The 20,228-nt window shown below is 51.2% G+C and carries 19 protein-coding genes; 5 read left to right on the top strand and 14 right to left on the bottom strand.

The genetic code is table 11. The features are described 5' to 3' along the window. Window positions 1-25: 25 nt before the first annotated feature. From bioD to bioB, 4 genes are read right to left on the bottom strand one after another with little or no spacing between them, the layout of a single operon-like run. A complete protein-coding gene (bioD, locus tag LVQ76_RS00695) occupies window positions 26-709 on the bottom strand; it encodes a dethiobiotin synthase (protein WP_232920738.1) in 684 nt (227 codons plus the stop codon). Then, a complete protein-coding gene (bioC, locus tag LVQ76_RS00700; RefSeq protein ID WP_232920739.1) occupies window positions 702-1,460 on the bottom strand; it encodes a malonyl-ACP O-methyltransferase BioC in 759 nt (252 codons plus the stop codon). The genes bioD and bioC overlap by 8 nt, the downstream gene beginning before the upstream one ends. After that, entirely contained in the window at window positions 1,444-2,595 is a 1,152-nt protein-coding gene (gene bioF, locus LVQ76_RS00705; RefSeq protein WP_232920740.1) for an 8-amino-7-oxononanoate synthase, read from the bottom strand. Before bioF ends, bioC begins: the two co-directional genes overlap by 17 nt. Further along, window positions 2,592-3,632 carry a biotin synthase BioB gene (gene bioB, locus LVQ76_RS00710; protein ID WP_064517189.1) on the bottom strand — a complete coding sequence of 347 codons (1,041 nt, stop codon included), beginning with the start codon at window positions 3,630-3,632 and terminating at the stop codon, window positions 2,592-2,594. Before bioB ends, bioF begins: the two co-directional genes overlap by 4 nt. 89 nt (window positions 3,633-3,721) lie before the next feature. Here bioB and bioA point away from each other — a divergent pair, with 89 nt between their 5' ends. From bioA to LVQ76_RS00730, 4 genes are all read left to right on the top strand, one after another. Continuing rightward, window positions 3,722-5,011 (top strand): adenosylmethionine--8-amino-7-oxononanoate transaminase, encoded by a 1,290-nt coding sequence (bioA, locus tag LVQ76_RS00715; protein WP_232920741.1) that lies wholly within the window; start codon window positions 3,722-3,724, stop codon window positions 5,009-5,011. Window positions 5,012-5,081: 70 nt separating this feature from the next. Further along, the gene (locus LVQ76_RS00720; RefSeq protein WP_232904015.1) at window positions 5,082-5,762 is read left to right on the top strand and encodes a type 1 glutamine amidotransferase domain-containing protein; all 681 of its coding nucleotides are present in this window, start codon (window positions 5,082-5,084) and stop codon (window positions 5,760-5,762) included. 15 nt (window positions 5,763-5,777) lie between these two features. Beyond that, a complete protein-coding gene (locus tag LVQ76_RS00725) occupies window positions 5,778-6,254 on the top strand; it encodes a kinase inhibitor (RefSeq protein WP_232865104.1) in 477 nt (158 codons plus the stop codon). Between the two features lie 302 nt (window positions 6,255-6,556). After that, entirely contained in the window at window positions 6,557-7,855 is a 1,299-nt protein-coding gene (locus LVQ76_RS00730; protein WP_232920742.1) for a putative acyl-CoA thioester hydrolase, read from the top strand. A 66-nt stretch (window positions 7,856-7,921) separates the two neighbouring features. Here the strand turns inward: LVQ76_RS00730 and pgl are convergent, their stop codons facing one another. Continuing rightward, a complete protein-coding gene (pgl, locus tag LVQ76_RS00735) occupies window positions 7,922-8,920 on the bottom strand; it encodes a 6-phosphogluconolactonase (protein ID WP_232920743.1) in 999 nt (332 codons plus the stop codon). Window positions 8,921-9,049: 129 nt separating this feature from the next. Here pgl and LVQ76_RS00740 point away from each other — a divergent pair, with 129 nt between their 5' ends. After that, window positions 9,050-9,868, top strand: coding sequence for a pyridoxal phosphatase (locus LVQ76_RS00740; protein WP_232920744.1), 819 nt, complete (start codon window positions 9,050-9,052; stop codon window positions 9,866-9,868). A gap of 48 nt (window positions 9,869-9,916) precedes the next feature. On the opposite strand, the gene modC is transcribed toward LVQ76_RS00740, so the two are convergent. The 9 genes from modC to LVQ76_RS00785 form a co-directional block, all read right to left on the bottom strand. Then, window positions 9,917-10,975, bottom strand: coding sequence for a molybdenum ABC transporter ATP-binding protein ModC (gene modC, locus LVQ76_RS00745; protein WP_232904018.1), 1,059 nt, complete (start codon window positions 10,973-10,975; stop codon window positions 9,917-9,919). Continuing rightward, a complete protein-coding gene (gene modB, locus LVQ76_RS00750; protein ID WP_064517172.1) occupies window positions 10,975-11,667 on the bottom strand; it encodes a molybdate ABC transporter permease subunit in 693 nt (230 codons plus the stop codon). The genes modC and modB overlap by 1 nt, the downstream gene beginning before the upstream one ends. Next, window positions 11,664-12,440 (bottom strand): molybdate ABC transporter substrate-binding protein, encoded by a 777-nt coding sequence (gene modA / locus LVQ76_RS00755; protein ID WP_232920745.1) that lies wholly within the window; start codon window positions 12,438-12,440, stop codon window positions 11,664-11,666. The genes modB and modA overlap by 4 nt, the downstream gene beginning before the upstream one ends. Window positions 12,441-12,562: 122 nt before the next feature. Next, window positions 12,563-13,990 (bottom strand): magnesium transporter, encoded by a 1,428-nt coding sequence (gene mgtE / locus LVQ76_RS00760; RefSeq protein WP_232920746.1) that lies wholly within the window; start codon window positions 13,988-13,990, stop codon window positions 12,563-12,565. A 150-nt stretch (window positions 13,991-14,140) separates the two neighbouring features. Then, window positions 14,141-15,787: a multidrug ABC transporter permease/ATP-binding protein gene (locus LVQ76_RS00765; RefSeq protein WP_151992831.1), complete on the bottom strand. Its 1,647-nt coding sequence runs from the start codon at window positions 15,785-15,787 to the stop codon at window positions 14,141-14,143. A gap of 83 nt (window positions 15,788-15,870) precedes the next feature. Continuing rightward, the gene (gene alkB / locus LVQ76_RS00770) at window positions 15,871-16,512 is read right to left on the bottom strand and encodes a DNA oxidative demethylase AlkB (RefSeq protein WP_232865111.1); all 642 of its coding nucleotides are present in this window, start codon (window positions 16,510-16,512) and stop codon (window positions 15,871-15,873) included. Beyond that, on the bottom strand, window positions 16,512-17,582 hold the full coding sequence (ada, locus tag LVQ76_RS00775; RefSeq protein WP_232920747.1) for a bifunctional DNA-binding transcriptional regulator/O6-methylguanine-DNA methyltransferase Ada: 1,071 nt from the start codon (window positions 17,580-17,582) through the stop codon (window positions 16,512-16,514). Before ada ends, alkB begins: the two co-directional genes overlap by 1 nt. An 82-nt stretch (window positions 17,583-17,664) precedes the next feature. Beyond that, a complete protein-coding gene (gene apbE, locus LVQ76_RS00780) occupies window positions 17,665-18,705 on the bottom strand; it encodes an FAD:protein FMN transferase ApbE (protein ID WP_232920748.1) in 1,041 nt (346 codons plus the stop codon). A 139-nt stretch (window positions 18,706-18,844) separates the two neighbouring features. Continuing rightward, entirely contained in the window at window positions 18,845-19,939 is a 1,095-nt protein-coding gene (locus LVQ76_RS00785; protein ID WP_232920749.1) for a porin OmpC, read from the bottom strand. Window positions 19,940-20,228: the final 289 nt, after the last annotated feature.

Here is a 20,228-nt window from a genome sequence, read left to right on the forward strand (position 1 = left end):
CAACAATGAGCAGTGGATTTGCGAATTACTGCGAAAGAAGGGAGATATCCAGGTGACGGCCGAGCGAAGTTTCATCGTCGATATGCGGATAGAATGGGATCTCACCTAACATGGGGGCTTTTAAAACATCACGTAACGTTGCGAGATACTCAGCATGGCGCTTGCCGGTAGGTTGAACGTCATTAGCAATCCAGCCCGCAAGGCGCAGACCCGCATGTTGCACTGCATGCGCAGTTAGCATGGCATGGTTGATACAGCCGAGTTTTACCCCTACGACCAAAATTACAGGCAACTGCTCTTGTATTGCCCAGTCTGCAAAAGTGGTTGTTGCTGACAGTGGTGTAAACCAGCCCCCCGCCCCTTCAACCTGTAACCAGTCGGCCCGTGAAGTAAGTGCTTCAAGGCCTGCTGACATCTGCGAAAACTCGATAGGCTGCAGTGCTTCCGCACTAACGATATGCGGCGATGTAGGCTCTAAAAACGCAAACGGGTTAACCTGTGCATAGCTTAATTTGACGTTACTGTAGCGCTGTAAGGCAAGCGCATCACCGTTACGAATACCCTGAGCAGTCATTTCACTACCAGAGGCCACCGGCTTATATCCTGCAGTACGGTAACCCGCATCTCCTGCGGCCTGAAGCAAAGCACAGCTGGCAATGGTTTTACCCACTTCCGTATCCGTTCCGGTTACAAACCATTTTTTAATCACGTTCAATCACTCCACAAACGAGTTGCCAGGTCAGAGGGAATTGCCCCTGTTTCTGTGGCCAGGCGAGACTTAATTTTTGTAATTGTTGGCGGGTCATCAGCGATGCTTTACGCCCATCATGAAGATGTGTCGCACCAATGCCTTTTAGCGATTGCATGGCACTTAATACGCTATCGTAAGACTGGCTGATTTCATGAATTTTTAGAGTGTAGCGCCACCCTTCGCACGCGCCCTGAATCTGCTCAAACGTCATAAATCGGTTGGCATGAGACCTTTCATCCACCACCTGCCAGGCGGTATGCAGTTCGCAAAGTGAATCTGCAGCAAGCGTAGTAAATGCCAGGCAACCGCCAGAGCGAGTGACACGATAAAGCTCACTTAAGCCACTGCGTAAATCGCTGCACCACTGCACCGCGAGATTACTCCATGCGAGATCCACCTGCTGGTCGGCAAGTTTGATGGCTTCAATATCGCCTTCGAGATAGTTATCAGCTGAACCTTGAAGTGCAGCGTGGTTCAGCATCGCGGGTGAGAGATCCAGGGCCGTAACATGGCAGCCTTTTTCACGCCATGCGCGGCTATACCAACCCGTACCGCATCCAGCATCCAACACGTTGCTGATTTGACGGCCTTCAAGCATTCCCACCAGCAAGTCCCCGCTGGTGCGTTGCAATTCGGCGTGGCTGTCGTAGGTGCTTGCCGCACGGCCAAATGCTGCGGCAATAGCCGCTTTATCAACGAGTCGCGTCATACAGCGCCTCCAAAAGCTTGTTGATATCTTCGCTGGTGTGGCTTGCAGTAAGCGTCACACGCAACCGCGCCGTACCTGGTGGCACCGTTGGTGGACGAATCGCTGTTAGCCAGAATCCGCGTTCACGTAAAGTAGCGGCAAGGTTCACCGCAGGCTGATTTTCCCCCACGATCAACGGCTGGATGGCAGTTTGTGAGGCCATTAATTGCAGCGGTAGTTGTGCGGCTCCCGCGCGAAAATGGGCAATATTGGCGTGTAATTGAGCACGCCGGGAATCCTCACGGCGGATAACATTCAACGCTGCCGATAACGCACACGCCTGTGCAGGTGGCATAGAGGTGCTGTAAATAAGATGCCGGGCGGATTGCAGCAGATAATCAGCCATAGATTCACTACACAGAACTGCGGCCCCACTCGCACCAAATGCCTTGCCGAACGTTACGACCAGCAAGTCTGGTTTGACGTGTTGCTGATAGCAGCTACCACGCCCTTCTTCACCTATTACGCCAATACCATGGGCATCGTCAACCATCAACAAACCCCGTGCTTCCCGGGTAGCTTGCGCGATTTCAGCCAACGGAGCGGCATCTCCGTCCATACTGAAAATACCTTCGGTAATAACCAGTTGTTGACCATCAGTATGCGAGGCCAACAGCGTTTTCAACGATGCGATATTGTTATGGGCAAAACGCCGTAACTGCGCTGGACTGTGCATTGCGGCTTCCAGAAGTGAAGCATGGCTAAGTTTATCGGCAACAATGCGGTCTGATTTTTCAGTCAGTGCAGCGATAAGCGCCTGGTTAGCCGCGAAACCTGAAATAAACAGTAATGCGCGCGGATAATCCAGCCAGTCAGCTAACTGCTGTTCAAATCGCTGATGGGCTTCGTGATACCCGGTGACATGCCCGGAACCACCACTCCCAATACCGTAAATCTCAGCACCCTGCTGCCAGGCATTAACCACTTCAGCATGGTGACTGATTCCCAGATAATCGTTACTGGAAAAATTTAGATAACGGATATCGTTTTGAACAAGGTAGCGCCCGCTACCTTGTTGGTTGGCCTGCCTGGTGCGAAAACTGTCGCTTTCGCGCCGCCTGGCAAGCGCATTATCAATGCGTTGCTGCCAGGTCATACAGCCGCCGCGTTGTAGTAATTCTCCGTATCCGCGTTGAGCAATTGATCGGTTAGTTGTTGTTGCTGCTCATTGTCGCCTGCATGAGTGGTTGTTTGCTGCGGATTAAGCCCAAGCTTGCGGAACAATTGCAGGTCTTTGTCTTCTTCCGGGTTTGGCGTAGTCAGTAATTTGCAGCCATAGAAAATCGAGTTTGCGCCAGCCATGAAGCACATGGCCTGAGTTTGCTCACTCATCTGCTCGCGCCCGGCAGAAAGCCGTACGAAAGAGGTCGGCATCATGATACGCGCGACAGCAATAGTGCGAATAAAATCAAACGCATCGACGTCTTCGTTATCTGCCATCGGGGTGCCTTTTACCTTCACCAGCATGTTGATTGGCACGCTTTCTGGTGGGGTTGGTAAATTCGCTAGTTGCAGCAGCAACCCGGCACGATCGGTTACCGTTTCACCCAGACCGACAATGCCGCCAGAGCAGACTTTAATCCCGGCATCACGCACTTTATCGAGCGTATCAAGACGTTCCTGATAAGTACGCGTAGTGATGATATTGCCGTAGAATTCTGGCGAGGTGTCGAGGTTATGGTTGTAGTAATCAAGCCCTGCTGCCGCCAGGCGATGTGCCTGCGTATCGGTTAAGGTGCCGAGCGTCATACAGGTTTCAAGCCCCATTTCGCGCACGCCTTGCACCATTTGTTCAAGGTACGGCATATCGCGATCGTTCGGGTTTTTCCAGGCAGCGCCCATGCAGAAACGAGTAGACCCCGCATTTAACGCTTTACGTGCGGAGTCCAACACTTGCTCAACTTCCATCAAGCGCTCGGAAGCCAGCCCGGTTTTGTAGCGCGCACTTTGCGGGCAATATTTGCAGTCTTCCGGGCACGCCCCAGTTTTAATCGACAGCAGCGTACTAACCTGAACGTGGCGGGGATCGAAGTGCTGACGATGCACCGTTTGTGCTTCAAACATCAGTTCGAGGAAAGGTTTTTCAAATAAAGCAGTGACCTGCGACATTGACCAGCGTGCGTGGTGAGCCATGGGGCATCTCCAAAAAGGGTGTTGTTAGCCATTGATTGACGTTATACTTGTAAACCTAAATCTTTTTCAAATGGTTTACAAGTCACCCTATGACCCCTGCTGATTTAGCGTTCGACCAACAACATATCTGGCACCCTTACACCTCCATGACTAAACCGTTACCGGTTTATCCGGTTGTGGCGGCAACAGGCTGCGAACTAAAACTTGCTGATGGTAAAGCCCTTGTTGACGGGATGTCGTCCTGGTGGGCGGCAATTCATGGCTACAATCACCCGCGCTTAAATCAGGCAATGAAAGACCAGATTGACCAGATGTCGCACGTCATGTTTGGCGGGATCACGCACCCACCCGCAGTGGCGCTGTGTCGTAAACTGGTCGCCATGACGCCGGAAAATCTCGAATGCGTATTTCTTGCAGACTCCGGTTCTGTCGCCGTAGAAGTCGCAATGAAAATGGCATTGCAGTACTGGCACGCCAAAGGCGAACCTCGCCAGCGCTTCCTCACTTTCCGCAACGGTTATCACGGCGATACTTTTGGTGCCATGTCGGTGTGCGATCCGGATAATTCAATGCACAGCCTGTGGCAAGGTTACCTGCCTGAACACCTGTTTGCTCCCGCGCCAAATTGCCGTTTTGACGATGAATGGGATGAGATGGACATCGTGCCATTCGCACGTTTAATGGCTGCTCATCGCCAGGAAATTGCAGCAGTGATCCTTGAGCCGATTGTTCAGGGGGCTGGCGGTATGCGGTTCTATCACCCGGAATGGCTAAAGCGCATTCGCCGCATGTGCGACCGCGAAGGGATTTTGCTGATTGCCGATGAAATTGCGACCGGCTTTGGTCGTACAGGCAAGCTGTTTGCCTGTGAACACGCTGAAATTTCACCGGATATTATGTGCCTCGGCAAAGCGCTGACGGGCGGCACAATGACACTTTCTGCAACTATCACCACTCGCCTGGTCGCAGAAACCATCAGCGATGGTGAGGCCGGATGCTTTATGCATGGCCCAACGTTTATGGGCAACCCGCTGGCGTGTGCTGTTGCGACCGAAAGCCTTGCGTTGCTCGAAGAAGGCCACTGGCAGCAGCAAGTGCAGGCGCTGGAGGAGCAGTTGTCGGCAGGACTGAAACCGTTATTGGAATGTGAGCTAGTGGCCGATGTACGCGTGCTTGGCGCAATTGGCGTTGTCGAAACGCACAAGCCGGTGGATATGGCAGCACTTCAGGCGTTCTTTGTCGGGCAAGGTGTCTGGATTCGCCCGTTTGGCCGGCTGATTTACCTGATGCCACCTTACGTTATCAACCCTGAGCAACTGGATAAATTGATTCAAGCCGTGGCGTGTGCGGTACAAAATCCGGCATTTTTCAGAAGCTGAGAGCCAGCAAGCCTTACGGGTATGCACTACACTTCGAGGATCTTTTCACGTCCCACACAGGGAGATTCAGATGAAAATCCTCATGGTTTTAACCTCGCACAATCAGCTCGGCAACACCGGCAAACCCACAGGCTTTTGGCTTGAGGAGTTTGCCGCGCCGTATTATGTCTTTCACGATGCCGGGTTGAAAATCACGCTCGCGTCACCAAAAGGCGGGCAGCCGCCGCTCGATCCCGTAAGCGACGAGCCGGACGCGCAAACCGACGATACCCGTCGTTTCCGTGGCGATGCTACCGCGCAAAAGTTATTAGCCAATACCGAAAAACTCGAGGGCATCAAGGCCGATGATTTTGACGCGGTGTTTTACCCAGGCGGCCACGGGCCGTTGTGGGATCTCGCGGAAGACACATACTCCATCAAACTAATTGAGCAATTTTGGGCCGCTGGCAAACCAGTTGCTGCGGTGTGCCATGCCCCCGGTGTTTTGCGCAAAGTGACAAAACCCGACGGCTCACCGTTGGTCAAAGGCAAAAGGGTCACCGGCTTTACCAATAGCGAAGAAGAAGGTGTGGGTTTAACCGCAGTGGTGCCCTTCCTGGTAGAAGATGAGCTGAAAAAAGCAGGTGGCTTGTTTGAGCGCACCGATGACTGGGGCGAGTATGCTGTAGTTGACGGGCACTTAGTTACCGGGCAAAACCCGGCATCTTCAGCGATTGCGGCTGAAGAACTGCTGAAGTTACTGAATCTCTAAGCGCGAGGAGTTGAGATGAAACTGGTCAGTCAGGATTTCAAAGATGGGGATAAACTCCCCTGGCGTCAGGTACTTAATGGAATGGGTTACGATGGCGATAATATTTCGCCTCATCTAGCGTGGGATGATGTTCCTACGGGAACCAAAAGCTTTGTCGTGACCAGCTACGATCCTGACGCACCAACTGGTTCTGGTTGGTGGCATTGGGTGGTAATCAATCTGCCAGCCAATACACGCGTCCTGCCGCAAGGTGCAGGTTCAGGCCTGGCTGAACTGCCAGAACCTGCCGTGGAGACACTCACCGACTTTGGTAAACCGGGTTATGGTGGTGCAGCGCCACCGAAAGGTGAAGTACACCGCTATATTTTCACAGTTCACGCGCTTGATGTTGAAAAGCTAGATGTGACGGAAAATGCATCCGGGGCAATGGTGGGCTACAACGTCCATTTCCATTCATTAGGCAGCGCTTCAATCACCGCGAAGTTTAATTAACCCTATCTTTTTATACCCAAATAATTCGAGTTGCAGGACAAAAGGCTTCAGCCTTTTGAACAGCGCTTGCGCTGGCCCCAACGGGGCGAGGCTTTGCCGAGTAACGCGGCAAGAGAAAGAGTCCCGATGAGCTTACTTGAGTAAGTGATTCGGGCGATTGAGCGTAGCCAACAACCCTGCAACTCGAAGAATGACGGGTATATGAAGCCGATTTGCACAATCGGCTTCCAGTTTCCCCCAACTTAGTATAAAAAAGCAGGCTTTCAGATCCCCTTTTAAATTTGCACTGCAAGGAGCAACCCTTGAACACCTTCTCTGTTTCTCGTCGGGCAGCTGTGCTCGCTTTTGTTGTGGCGCTATCGGCTTGTAGCTCAACACCGCCAGAAGATAAACCGTCCACGCAAGTGGCACCAGGCACCCAATCTCGTCCAGTTTTATCGTCCGATGAAGCCCAGAACTTTGTTCAGGCACGTTACTTCTCATCTAAAAATAAAAATGAAGCCCCTTGGGCTCCGTCATCTATTCGTATTCCGCAGCAGCCTGACTTTGTTGTTGGTGCAGCCGGTGGCGAAGGTGTGACCCACACGTCTGTCCAGGCTGCCGTTGATGCAGCCATCATGAAACATAGCAACACCCGTCAATACATCGCTATTCAGCCAGGTGAGTATGTCGGCACCGTTTATATTCCGGCCGCTTCTGGCAGCGTAACGCTGTACGGCACCACTGATAATGCAAGTGATGTGAAAATCACTATGCCATTGGATTCTGAAATCGATGCGAATACCTGGCGTCGTGCAGTTAACCCAGGTGGTAAATATATGCCGGGTAAACCAGCCTGGTACATGTTTGATAGCTGCCAGAACAAGCGTAATGCCACCGTAGGTATTATGTGTTCTGCTGCTGTCTGGTCGCAGAACAGTGGCTTGCAGATGCAAAACCTGACTATCGCTAACACTCTGGGTGACAGCGTAGATGCCGGCAATCATCAGGCTGTAGCACTGCGCACTGATGGCGATAAAGTACAGTTGAACAATGTTCACCTGCTGGGCCGCCAGAATACCTTCTTCGTCACTAACAGCGATGTGCAAAACCGCCTGTTAAATGACCGCCAGACACGCACATTAGTGACTAACAGCTACATTGAAGGTGATGTGGATGTGGTTGCAGGTCGTGGTGCTGTGGTGTTCGAAAATACCGACTTCCGTCTGGTTAACAGCCGCACAAAAGAAGGCACCGTGTTTGCGCCAGCTACACTGCCGAATATTTATTACGGTTTCCTGGCCATCAACAGCCGCTTCACTGCAGCAGGCGATAACGTCGCGCAACTGGGCCGCGCCTGGGATATTGAAGCAAGTGAAAATGGTTATACCGCAGGCCAGACCTCTAATGGCCAGGTAGTTATCCGTGACAGCGTGATTAACGAAGGTTTTAACAGTGCAAAACCTTGGGGCGATGCCGCTGGTTCTAAGCGTCCATTCGCTGGCAATATCGGTACTAAAGGCGAGAAAGGCGAAATCCAACGCGATTTGAATGATGCGAATGCTAACCGTCTATGGGAGTTCAACAACCGTGGCGTGGGTAGCCCGGTTGTTGCTGAGTAAAATTAAGTATCCGCATAAAACTAAAAACCTCGCCACGGCGAGGTTTTTTTATCACTAAATCAGAAATTACTTAGCGTTTATTACAACCCACATCGGCCCTTGCCCTACTGCATAACGGCCTTTCTCTTCCAGTAAACCTTGTTCACCGGTAATTTGATAAACCGCGATGTGATGCGATTTCTGGCCTGCTGCAATCAGATATTTACCACTGTGATCAACATTGAAGCCACGCGGTTGCGTTTCAGTCGGCTGATAGCCTTCCACTGCAAGAACGCTACCATCTTCAGACACGCTAAATACCGTGATGATGCTGGCAGTACGGTCGCAGGTGTAGAGATGGCGACCATCAGGTGTAATGTGGATATCTGCGCCCCAGCGAGTATCTGAGAAGCCCGGAGGCATCATGTCCAGCGTCTGCACGCATTCAATTTTGCCGTTAGCATTTTTCAGCTCCCAGACATCAACAGAACCATTGAGCTCGTTCACGCAGTAACCGTATTGTTGATTCGGGTGGAACGCCATGTGGCGCGGGCCTGCGCCCTCAACAGTGATAACTTCTGCCGGGGTCTGCGCCACCAGATGGCCATCGTCAGACAGGGTAAACTGACAAATGCGATCTTGCTTCAGTGCCGGAACCCAAAGTGTGCGGTTATCCGGGGTGATATTGGCTGAGTGGCAACCTTCCAGCCCTTCCACCACATCAACAACTTCACCTGGCAGGCCATCGTTGGCAAGACTAACAACGCTTACGCTGCCTGAATTATAAGAAGCGCTGAACAGGTAGCGGCCCTGATGGTCGGTAGAAATGTGCGTTGGGCTGCCAGGAATGGCAGTGACACCCGCCTCGGTGAGCGAGCCGTCATCAGGCGTAATACGATAGGCGATAACGCGAAACTCAGGGCGCACACCCACATACAGGTAACGTTTGTCAGGGCTGATAACCATTGGCTGAACCTGGCCTGGGACATCAACGACCTGCACAAGCGTAAGCTCACCACCTGGGTTAAGCTGCCAGACGTGAATTTGCTGGCTTTCCGGGCTGGCCGTATAGACTGTTTGTTTCATGGAATCTCTCTCCTCCCAACATATTGAGTTATTGTCACAAGGGTAGTGCGTGTTGCCATTTTGAACAACGCGGCAAGCGGTGTAACATCAACACAGGCCTTATGATTCTGAATTTGACTGGAACCCTAAATGACTTATCGCGTAATCGCCCTTGATCTTGACGGTACATTGCTGACACCGCAAAAAACCATTCTTCCTGAATCACTGACAGCTTTACAACGCGCACGTGACGCTGGCGTGAAAGTTGTCATCGTGACGGGCCGTCATCACGTTGCCATCCATCCTTTTTATCAGGCACTGACCCTGGATACACCTGCAATTTGCTGTAATGGCACTTATTTGTATGATTATCATGCGAAAAAGGTTCTTGAGTCCGATCCTTTACAACCGCAGCAGGCCAATCAGTTAATTGACTTACTGGATGCCCACAACGTTCATGGGCTGATGTATGTTGATGATGCCATGCTGTATCAAGAGCCTACCGGCCACGTTTTACGTGCTGAAAACTGGGCAAAATCTTTACCTGAATCGCAACGTCCTGTGTTCCGCCATGTGAATTCACTGCGTGAAGCGGCTTATGACGTTGATGCAATCTGGAAATTTGCTCTTACCGATCAAGACACGGTGAAACTGCAAAACTTTACCCAGGTCGTTGAGCAGCAGCTTGGACTGACGTGCGAATGGTCATGGCATGATCAAGTCGATGTGGCGCAAAACGGTAACAGTAAAGGTAATCGCCTGGCGAAATGGGTTGAATCACAAGGTTTATCAATGAGCCAGGTGATGGCGTTTGGTGACAACTTTAACGACCTGAGCATGCTGGAAAGCGCAGGTCTGGGTGTGGCGATGGGTAACGCTGATGACGCGATTAAAGCACGCGCGGATTTGGTGATTGGTACTAACCTGGAAACAGGCATTGCCGAGACGATTTATAAGCATTTGATTTAGTTTTATGAAAATGGTGGATGACGCTTTCGCTTATCCACCCGACAAAAATCACGCGGTTATCGAAACACTCTTAATTTGCGCGTACAACCACTGGCCCGGCTTAATCATTAACTCATCACGCGCCCACGGGCTAATTCGCGCCCAAAGTGTTCTTGAACCCACTTCCAACTGCACTTCAACCTGCCCTTCATCGTCGTAGCACTGTGCAACCCTGGCACGTAACACGTTACGAATACTGCTGTTGACCGGCGGCTGGAGAATCAATGAAACATCTGACGCCTGAATGCGAATACGCAATGTTGACTGCAATGGGCTTTCCAGTTTATTCACCCATAAATGCTGGTCGCCCAGCGCCAGCGCGGTCATCGCATAATGCGGATGATGTTCCAATACCGTCACTTTCAGCACGCTACTTTGCTGCTCTTTTGGCAACCATGGGTGCATAACGCTGCTACCCCATACCTCCTCCAGATTGCCAAACGCTTTCACTTCACCGCCATCGAGCACCAGCACTTTATCCGCCAGATGTAGGATCTCTTCCAGCGAGTGGCTGACATATAGCATCGGAATGTTAATTTCACGCGCCAGGCGTTGCAGATACGGCAGCAATTCGCGCTTACGGGGGATATCCAGCGAGGCGAGCGGTTCATCCAACAGCAGCAACTCTGGCGACGTCAGCAGAGCGCGGCCAATCGCTACACGCTGTTTTTCCCCACCAGACAAACTCCACGGAAAGCGCTCCAGTAAAGGTTCAATACCCAGTAAGGCGACTAACTTATCAAACTGCCCGGCGGCGGATCGCGGCATGCCGTATTTCAAATTGCCGCGCACGCGGTAGTGCGGGAACAGGCGTGCATCCTGAAACACATAACCGATACGGCGTTTTTCAGGAGCCAGGAAACGCTTGTTTTCAGCATCGCTCAATACGCGATCGTTCAGTACAATTCGCCCTTGCTGCGGATGCGTCAGGCCACTTATTGCGTTAATCAGCGAGGTCTTCCCTGCACCTGAAACGCCAAATACCGCAGTAATCCCCTGCCCCGGCAAGGTTTCGTTGATCGCCAGGCGATGGTCGCCCAACGTCTGAACAAAATTTAGCTCCAGCATTAAAGTGCCCCTATCCGTTTACGGCTCTGGCGCGCTAACCATTCGGCCACCAGCAAAGACACTAGCGCCAGCACGATAGAAATCACGCACAATCGCGCGGCTGCATTTTCGCCACCAGGCGTTTGAATCAGGGTATACATTGCCGAAGGAATGGTACGGGTTTCACCTGGAATATTGGAAACGAAGGTAATAGTGGCACCGAATTCACCGAGCGAACGCGCAAAAGCCAGCACCGTTCCGGCAATAATGCCAGGTAAAGTCAGAGGGAGCGTAATGGTGCAGAACACTCGCCAGCGCCCGGCACCTAATGTGCGCGCCGCCTGCTCAAGTTTCATATCGACACCTTCGAGCGCAAGGCGAATCGCTCGCACCATCAGCGGGAACGACATAACCGCCGCGGCAAGCACCGCGCCGCGCCAACTAAACGCGAAGGTGATACCGAAAACATCGTAAATCCAGGCACCAATCACGCCACGTCGACCCATCGCAATCAGTAATAAGTAACCAACGACTACGGGGGGGAGAACTAATGGGAGATGGATAATACTGTCGAGCAAAGCTTTACCCGGGAACCGGCATCGCACCAGCACCCAGGCAAAGAAGATCCCAAAAGGAAGGCTAAATAGCACCGCAAGGGTGGAGACTTTCAGGCTCAGCAGTACCGCCTGCCATTCGGGATCGGTCAATATCATTTGATAGTCGTAAATCCGTAACGTTGGAAGATAGCGCCCGCTTCCGGTCCTTTCAGATAGGTGTAAAACGCGCTAACTGTTGGGTTGTCGTGGCCTTTCACAATGGCAATTGGGTATTCCACTTTCTTGTGGGAATCTTCCGGGAAGGTGCCCACTACTTTCACGCCTTTGCTGGCAACCGCATCGGAACCGTAAACGATACCAAGTGGTGCTTCATCACGTTCAACCAGAGCCAGTGCGCCACGAACATCTTCTGCCGGAGCTAATTTTGGCGATAGGGTATCCCACGCGCCTAACTTTTGCAGCGCTTCTTTAGCGTAAATGCCAGCAGGAACATGGTCAGGATCGCCAACAGCAAGACGGCCACCGTTGAGTAATGAAGCCCAATCGGTTTTTGCATTAATGGCCACATCACCAATTTTACTGGCTTTCGGTGCAATGACCACAAGGCTGTTGCCGAGCAGCGTTTCGCGGGTGTCAGTTTTGATAGCATCTTTACTTACTGCGTAATCCATCCATTTCTGGTCAGCAGAAATGAATAAATCAGCAGGAGCACCCGCTTCAATCTGGCGCGCAAGCGTTGAAGATGAAGCGAAAGAAGATGCGATTTCAACAGTCTTGTCTTTCTGGTATTGCGTAGCAATATCCTGCATCGCGTTGGTTAAGGATGCTGCGGCGAAAACGGTAATTTTGCTGTTATCGGCAAATGCCTGCCCTGCCATTGTGACGCTCAATGCGGCACCTAATGCCAGACATACCCATTGCTTAGCCATTTGTTACTCCACTTGGTTTCGTTATGTAGCTAATAATATAACGATGCTAAGGCGGAATTTACAGATCTTATCGGCAATACGGGCGGAAAGTTTACCCACAGGAGAAGTTCAAGTGGCTGTGGCTACAACAAAAATATGGTCGCCAGCCCCAGGAATATAAAGAAACCACCGGTGTCGGTGATAGCGGTAATCAACACGCTTGAACCGACAGCCGGATCTTTGCCCAGACGCATCATGATCATCGGGATCAGCACGCCCATTAGCGATGCCACCAGCAGATTGAGTACCATCGCAAGCGTCATCACGCCGCCCAACGCCATGTCGTCGTAGAGCAGCCATGTCACGCACCCCATGACACCGCCCCAGATAATCCCGTTAAATAAGGCAACGCCCAGTTCACGCAACACTAAAAAGGCGAAGTTCCCCGGCTGGATATGTTGCAGCGCCAGCGCCCGCACAATCATGGTGATGGTTTGGTTACCGGTATTACCGCCGATACCTGCAACAATCGGCATCAGAGAAGCCAGTGCCACCAGTTGAGAAATAGTGTGTTCAAACAGGCCGATAACGCGTGAGGCGACAAACGCGGTACACAAATTTATTGCCAGCCACGCCCAACGCGCTTTAACCGCTTTACTCACCGGGGCGAACACATCTTCTTCCGCGCTCAGGCCACCCATACGGCGCAAATCGTTGTCGGTTTCTTCGTAAACCACATCAACGATCTCATCAATCGTCAGGCGGCCAATCAGTTTGCCGCTGCTATCGATAACCGCCGCACTGACTAAGTCATCACGTTCAAAGGTACGCGCGGCAACTTCGTCGTTGTCTTCGGGAGCAAAGCAGGTTGGATTGTCATCCATCACGCTCATGACCAACGTCTGCGGAGCATGCAGTAAAATGGTGGTTAACCCCAGCTCTCCAAGCAGCGTTTTATCTCGCGTGGTGACAAAAACTTTATCGGTGTTTTGCGGCACTTTGCCGCGTAAACGCAGGAATCGTTGTACCACTGCAAGCGTGACATCCGCCCGTACGGTGATGACTTCGAAATCCATAATCGCGCCAACACTGTGCTTTTCGTAGTGCAGCACTTGCCTGACACGGGCGCGTTGTTCCTGTGGCATGGTCGCCAGCAAACGCCCCATCAAGTCACGAGGAAGATATTGCGCAAGGTAAATTTGGTCGTCTATATCCAACGGGCGAATGATATTGAGCAGCGCTTTATCGCTCATCCCTTCAATCAGGTCATCCCAAACAGTTTCCGAGGCTTCAATTAATATCTTGCCGCGCTGATCATCTTTGATCAGACGCCATAACGCATGGCGCTCTTCCGTCGGTAGAGCTTCCAGTACGTCAGCAAGATCGGCTGCGGGCAGTCTTGCCACAAGCGTGGCTACCTCTGAAATATCCTGTTCGGGAGTATGAGCATCAGGTTGTGGCAACCTGCCCAGAATGCCTGTGGCAACAGCTTTATTGGTTAATAGAATTTGTAGGATGCGGGCTCGGTCTTGCGCACGTTGTTTAGTGCTGTACTTTGGAGTGACAGACATCTGGCAGTTTTCCCTGAGAACGACGAGCTAAGTTATAGCCTGTCGGGCCGAAGATAACCAGATTTTGTAGGGTGGATAAGCGGCTAGCCTCATCCACCATTGTGGTCGGTAATGTCGGGGGCGCTGCGCTTGCCCGACCTACGAAGAAGATTAGCTTCCGGTTCTCGCGACGGCATCTCTTGAGGCATGCTCGCGCTCATGGCCGGTTAACTCACTGAGTTGCCCGTGGCGCATTTCCAATAACCGGTCGGCATGAATAAAGTAGTGATCGTCATGACTGATGGCAAAAATGGTTTTGCCCATTTGCTGCATTAGCGGCAACAGGGTCTGGTAGAACTCGCGGCGGAAATGCGGGTCCTGGTCGGCGGCCCATTCATCTAACAAGATAATGTCGCGCTCTTCCGCTAATGCCAGTAGTAAAGCGACGCGTTTTTTCTGCCCTTTCGACAGTTTCAGATTGAGAATAGTGCCGTTTTCCAGCTCCAGCTTGTCGCTCATTTTCAGGCGTTCAAGCCATTGAGCAACCAACTCTGGGTTAGCCTGTTCACCCTGCGGCCCGAGCAGGCGGTCAAACAACCAGACATCGGTAAACACCGCAGAAAACAGCTTGCGATAATCGTCCTGATTACTGGCATCAATCTTTTTACCATCCAGATAAATTGCGCCAGATACCGGCTGGTAAAGCCCGGTCAGCAGCATCGCCATGGTGGATTTTCCGCTACCGTTGCCGCCAATAAGGAACAGCAATTCACCACGTTCAATTTTGAGATTCAGCGGCCCAACGGAGAAGCTGTTGTCACCGTACTGGAACACCACATCGCGCATTTCGAGGGTTTGCCAGTGGGCCGGTTCAAGGCTTCGCGGGAATTCGGCATCGTACGGTGCAAGATGGAATTTGTTCAGCTTGTTGAATGCCACCTGAGCGGTAAGCAACGTCGGTAATGCGCCAATCGCCGACAACATCGGCGTGCGTAAGAACAATAATGTCAGAGAAAACGTGGCGGCAACGTTGGTATCAGACCAACCGAGGCTATTCGCCATCCAGAACACCAGGCCAATCACGCCGAGCATCATAATATTCGACCAGTTCACCGCACTCAGATGGTAGGTATCCGCGCGAATAATATGGCTGCGATAATCGTTAGCATGAGGAATATAAGTGTCTTCATAGACGCGTTCAGCACGTTCGCGGTTTAACGCCAGTTCTTTGCGCCCTTCAATCACGGTCTGGTAATCGTTGTAAAGCTGGTCTTCAATTTCACGCAACTGCGCCAGATGCTTGTAAACTCGCGCCACCAGCACGTAGCCGCCATAGATGGTTATCGCGACCCAAATCGCCGTCACACCGAGCATTTTTGGCGACAACCACGCCAGATATGCCGCTGAACCAAAGGTCAGAATAATGCCCTGCACCAATTCCGGCAGGCGCACAAAGGCAATGGTAATGTTGCGCACGTCACTGGTTAAACCCGCCAGCAGTGCCGCATTGCCCAGTTGTTCAACCCGTTCAACGTGCGTATCCATCAGGCGTTTAATAAATTCACTGCGCAGACGGAATACAAAGTGGTGGCCAAGTGTGGTCAACGCCAGCTGTGAACCTAATGTCACTGCCATTAATAGCAGTAATAAGCCAAGAAATTCTGGTAGCACCGATAGGGAGAGATCGGGCGTTTCAATCAGCCGCAAATTAATAAAGGCAATTAAGCCGATACCTAACGCCGCACTGAGCAGGCTTAATGCCATTACTGTCAAGAAAGGCCAGCGATACTGCCGGTAAACCACACGTAAAAGTTCCATCACTCACTACCCAAAATCGAAAACAGCGAGCAGTTTAAACGGCAATTACTGTACAGCAAGAATAATTCTTATTTATATTCGTGTTAACGGGTGTGCCGGAAAGTGAGATTGTAGCGAAACTCGTCAGTAGCAGGATGATGGCCCGGTTTAAGCGGTAAAATACCATGATAAAACAGCCTTGACGGCCCGCCCCAAACCACGATATCACCATGTTCAAGCATCACTCTTTTCAGCGGGTCATTGCGCTTAAGCCCACCAAACTGAAACACGGCGGGTAACCCAAGCGACACCGAAACAATTGGCTGTTGTAGATTTAGCTCATCTTTGTCCTGATGGAGTGAAAGCTTAGCGCCCGGTGCATAGCGGTTAATCAGACAGGCATCAGGATTAAAATCAGGATACCCCGCAGCCTTTGAGGCGGCATCGGATAACTGGCGAAAAACAGTCGGTATCGCGGGCCAGTGTTGTGAGGTCAGCGGGTCAATCGGGGAATAGAGGTAGCCGTGAGCGTTAGTGGTCCAGCCGACTTCGCCGCAGTTGGTCATCGCCACCGACATCGTGTAACCGCCTGGCGTGACCATCTGGCGAAATGGGGAAAGTGCGGCAACCTCCTCAATTTGCGCGATAAGCAGCCGTGCATCAGCACAGGCAAAGCGACGCAAAATAACTGCGCCATCAGCCAACGGCTCTAGCCACGGTGCTTCATCGGCAAATAAATCGAGCATCACTCCCCCTGCTGTTGGGCTTCAATCTTAAGAAGTAGGCGCTTACGCTCAACACCCCAACGGTAGCCAGAAAGCGCACCGTCATTACGCACAACACGGTGGCATGGAATAATGACCGCCAGTTTATTTGCGGCGCATGCTCCGGCCACTGCACGTACTGCCTGCGGCTTGCCGATACGTTCAGCAATGTCACGATAGCTTGCAGTCTGCCCGGTAGGAATCTCACGCAATGCCTGCCAGACTTGCTGCTGAAATGCGGTGCCCTGAATATCCAACGGCAAATCAAACTGCTGGCCCGGTCTCTCCAGTAAACTCACCACCTGGGCGACATTTTGCACAAAGAGTTCGTCACCGGCCATTAATGCAGAGTGCGGGAACAGCGTTTCCAATTCGGCAATCAGCGTTTTGGCATCGTTACCTAACAGTATGGCGCAAATACCTCGCTCACTCTGCGCGACCAGAAACATCCCCAAACGACAGGACCCCACCACAAATTGAATCACGGTGCGTTCCCCTCCCTGCCGGTATTGCTTCGCCGTCATCCCTAAGACTTTATCCGCCTGCTGGTAGTAGTTGCTTCCTGACTGAAAACCGGCGTCGAAAACAGCCCGTGTGACAGGCTCACCCTGAGCCAACTGCGCACGTAACCGTTTCGCCCGCAACGCCTTTTGCCACGCGTGAGGCGTTAGCCCAGTGACTTGTTTAAACAGACGATGAAAATGGAACGGGCTCATTGCCACTTGCGAAGCCAGGTCGGCAAGAACGATTGACTCGTTGCTGGCTTCAAGAATTCGGCAGGCCTGCGTGATGCGGTCAATACGTTGTTGCTCAGGCGCTTGTTTGTCTGGCTGGCAACGTTTGCACGGGCGAAAACCAGCATCAACGGCGGCGTCAACGTTTTCAAAGAACAGCACATTTTTGCGTAACGGATGGCGCGCGCTGCAAGAAGGACGGCAGCAGATCCCGGTAGTTTTCACCGCAAAGACAAACTGCCCATCAGCGCGACTATCACGGGTTTCCACAGCCTGCCAGCGGCTTTCATCGTTGGCTTTATCAAAAAAATGATTCATGACTGGCTCCTGTATTTTGCTGTCATGATATGACTGTGACAGTTTTAGGACGCTGGGAAACCCGCAATCTTGCTTTCTAATTTTACTCGCTAAGTAAGAAGGTTTTAAACTGAGGCGACATCCAGGTAGTAAAACTATCGCCCTCTTTAGTGATTAAATAAACCGCCAAACCCTCTTTTTCTGCCACCTGTTTAGCTTTTTCAGTTCCAAGCACCATCAAACCGGTATCCCAACCATCAGCTTCCATTGCTGTTGGTGAAATCACTGTCGCGGAAACTAATTTATGCTGAATCGGTTGGCCCGTTTGTGGGTCAATTACATGGGACAAACGCTTGCCATCCAGTTCGTAATAATTGCGATAGCTGCCGGAGGTGCTTATCCCGTGCCCATTGAGATCAACCACCGCCTGTACAGCATTTTCACGATCGGTAGGTTTCTGAATCGCCACTCGCCAGGCTTTACCATCAGGATTAGTCCCTCGCGTTACCACTGCGCCACCCACGGAAACCAAATAGCGGCTGATGCCATTTTGTTCCATTAAACGCGCCAGATGATCGGCAGCATAACCCTCACCCATCGTGGAGAGATCAACATACAAACCCACAAGATCTTTCTGTAACCACTGTTTCCCGGCCTGGTTTATCACCGTGAGATGATGCAACCCGGTCAGCGCTTTCGCAGCATCAATTTGTGCCTGATCAGGCGTTTTTATCGGTTGTTTATCTGGGCCAAATCCCCACAGATTCACCAGCGGCCCGACGGTAATATCCATCGCGCCATCGGTCTTCGCGCCAATGCGCAAAGCCATAGTCACAATATCGCTCATTGCTTCAGCGACGGGATAAGGTTCCGTCGTAGAGGACTGATTAAAGCGCGATAAGGCAGAATCTTTTTTGTAGGTCGACAACAGGCGGTCGTCACCATCTAGCTGCGCCTGAATTTTTTCCCGCAGCTCAGTCTGTCTTGCATTGTCCACACCCGCGAGACTTGCACGCCAGTATGTCCCCATGGTTTTACCTTCCAGCACCATGCCAGTATTACCTTTTGCTGCTGGGTTATCACAGCCTGCCAAAGCACCCAAAACTATGGCAAACAGGCCATAGCGTAATAATCGTAAGTCCATTGTTTCTCTCTCCTGTTTGAGCGCAAAAGGGTACACCAACTGGCAAAGAATTGGATTAAAAGTGAAAGATTGTTGAGAGTCCGGACGTAAAAAAGGCGCCCTAAGGCGCCTTTTACAACGAACACTGCGAAAGCAGGAATTAGAACTGGTAAACCAGACCAACACCTACGATGTCATCGGTACCGACGCCAGCGTTACGAGTGAATTCGTTTTCGTCCAGCAGGTTGATTTTGTAATCAACGTAGGTGGACATGTTTTTGTTGAAGTAGTAAGTCGCGCCAACATCAACATATTTAACCAGATCCTGGTCGCCGTAACCTTCGATGTCTTTACCTTTGGACTGCAGGTAAGCAACGGAAGGACGCAGACCGAAGTCGAACTGGTACTGAGCGACAACTTCGAAGTTCTGTGCTTTGTTAGCAAAGCCCAGGTCACCCGCGCGAGTTGCGTTGTAAGTCTGGGTGTACTGAGTTGCCAGATAGATGTTGTTAGCGTCATATTTCAGACCGCCGGTGTAAGTTTCAGCGCGATCGCCTTCACCCAAATATGCAGCGCTGTTCTGCTCAGTAGTACGCTTAGAGCTAGAGATTGCTGAACCCAGGCTGAAACCTTCGCCCAGATCGTAAGTCAGGGAGCCGCCGAAGCCGTCACCATTCTGTTTCAGAGCGCCACGACCGTTCTGAGTAGAACCTTCGCCAGAAACGCTGCCGTTTTTACCCTGGTATTGCAGAGCAAAGTTCAGGCCGTCAACCAGACCGAAGAAGTCGGTGTTACGGTATGTTGCAACACCGTTTGCACGTGATTGCAGGAAGTTATCAGAACCGTAAGTGTCGCCGCCAAATTCTGGCAGAACGTCGGTCCATGAAGTTACGTCGTAGACAACGCCGTAGTTACGACCGTAGTCGAATGAACCGTAGTCAGCAAAACGCAAACCTGCAAATGCCAGACGAGTCCACGCCTGATCGCTGCTGCCTTCAACGTTGTTAGCCTGAACGTTGTATTCCCACTGGCCATAACCGGTCAGTTGGTCGTTAATCTGAGTTTCGCCTTTAATGCCAAGACGGAAGTAAGTCTGGTCACCGTCAACGCCTTTGTCGTCGGAGAAGTAATGTAAACCATCTACTTTACCGTACAGATCTAATTTGTTGCCGTCTTTGTTATAAATTTCGGCCGCATGAGCGGTGCCTGCTACCAGCAATGCTGGAACCAGGAGGGACAGTACTTTAACTTTCATGTTATTAACCCTCTGTTATATGCCTTTTTATATGCCACTGCTTACTGATTAATTCTCTAATCAGTCGGCTAACCCATTGTCCAAAACAAATACAGATTAATCCAATCCGAATATGATACTAAAACCATAGAGATGTTTCATTTATCCACATACGTGTTTCAAAATGTAAATTCAATGGAACTTTTTTCCGCACAAAAAGATAATAATATAAGCACTAATCGTCAAAAAAAATAAAATAACTATTAAAATCAATAGTTAAAATTATATCGCCCGCTGTAGCACTGAATGA

Source organism: Buttiauxella cochleicola, assembly GCF_021283185.1.
GTDB classification, from domain to species: domain Bacteria; phylum Pseudomonadota; class Gammaproteobacteria; order Enterobacterales; family Enterobacteriaceae; genus Buttiauxella; species Buttiauxella massiliensis.

Bases quoted from the DNA above. Each gene is read 5' to 3' on its own strand.
- bioC (WP_232920739.1), bottom strand. From the start codon at position 1,460: ATGACGCGACTCGTTGATAAAGCGGCTATTGCCGCAGCATTTGGCCGT.
- bioF (WP_232920740.1), bottom strand. From the start codon at position 2,595: ATGACCTGGCAGCAACGCATTGATAATGCGCTTGCCAGGCGGCGCGAA.
- bioB (WP_064517189.1), bottom strand. From the start codon at position 3,632: ATGGCTCACCACGCACGCTGGTCAATGTCGCAGGTCACTGCTTTATTT.
- bioA (WP_232920741.1), top strand. From the start codon at position 3,722: ATGACCCCTGCTGATTTAGCGTTCGACCAACAACATATCTGGCACCCT.
- LVQ76_RS00720 (WP_232904015.1), top strand. From the start codon at position 5,082: ATGAAAATCCTCATGGTTTTAACCTCGCACAATCAGCTCGGCAACACC.
- LVQ76_RS00725 (WP_232865104.1), top strand. From the start codon at position 5,778: ATGAAACTGGTCAGTCAGGATTTCAAAGATGGGGATAAACTCCCCTGG.
- pgl (WP_232920743.1), bottom strand. From the start codon at position 8,920: ATGAAACAAACAGTCTATACGGCCAGCCCGGAAAGCCAGCAAATTCAC.
- LVQ76_RS00740 (WP_232920744.1), top strand. From the start codon at position 9,050: ATGACTTATCGCGTAATCGCCCTTGATCTTGACGGTACATTGCTGACA.
- modC (WP_232904018.1), bottom strand. From the start codon at position 10,975: ATGCTGGAGCTAAATTTTGTTCAGACGTTGGGCGACCATCGCCTGGCG.
- modB (WP_064517172.1), bottom strand. From the start codon at position 11,667: ATGATATTGACCGATCCCGAATGGCAGGCGGTACTGCTGAGCCTGAAA.
- modA (WP_232920745.1), bottom strand. From the start codon at position 12,440: ATGGCTAAGCAATGGGTATGTCTGGCATTAGGTGCCGCATTGAGCGTC.
- mgtE (WP_232920746.1), bottom strand. From the start codon at position 13,990: ATGTCTGTCACTCCAAAGTACAGCACTAAACAACGTGCGCAAGACCGA.
- LVQ76_RS00765 (WP_151992831.1), bottom strand. From the start codon at position 15,787: ATGGAACTTTTACGTGTGGTTTACCGGCAGTATCGCTGGCCTTTCTTG.
- alkB (WP_232865111.1), bottom strand. From the start codon at position 16,512: ATGCTCGATTTATTTGCCGATGAAGCACCGTGGCTAGAGCCGTTGGCT.
- ada (WP_232920747.1), bottom strand. From the start codon at position 17,582: ATGAATCATTTTTTTGATAAAGCCAACGATGAAAGCCGCTGGCAGGCT.
- apbE (WP_232920748.1), bottom strand. From the start codon at position 18,705: ATGGACTTACGATTATTACGCTATGGCCTGTTTGCCATAGTTTTGGGT.
- LVQ76_RS00785 (WP_232920749.1), bottom strand. From the start codon at position 19,939: ATGAAAGTTAAAGTACTGTCCCTCCTGGTTCCAGCATTGCTGGTAGCA.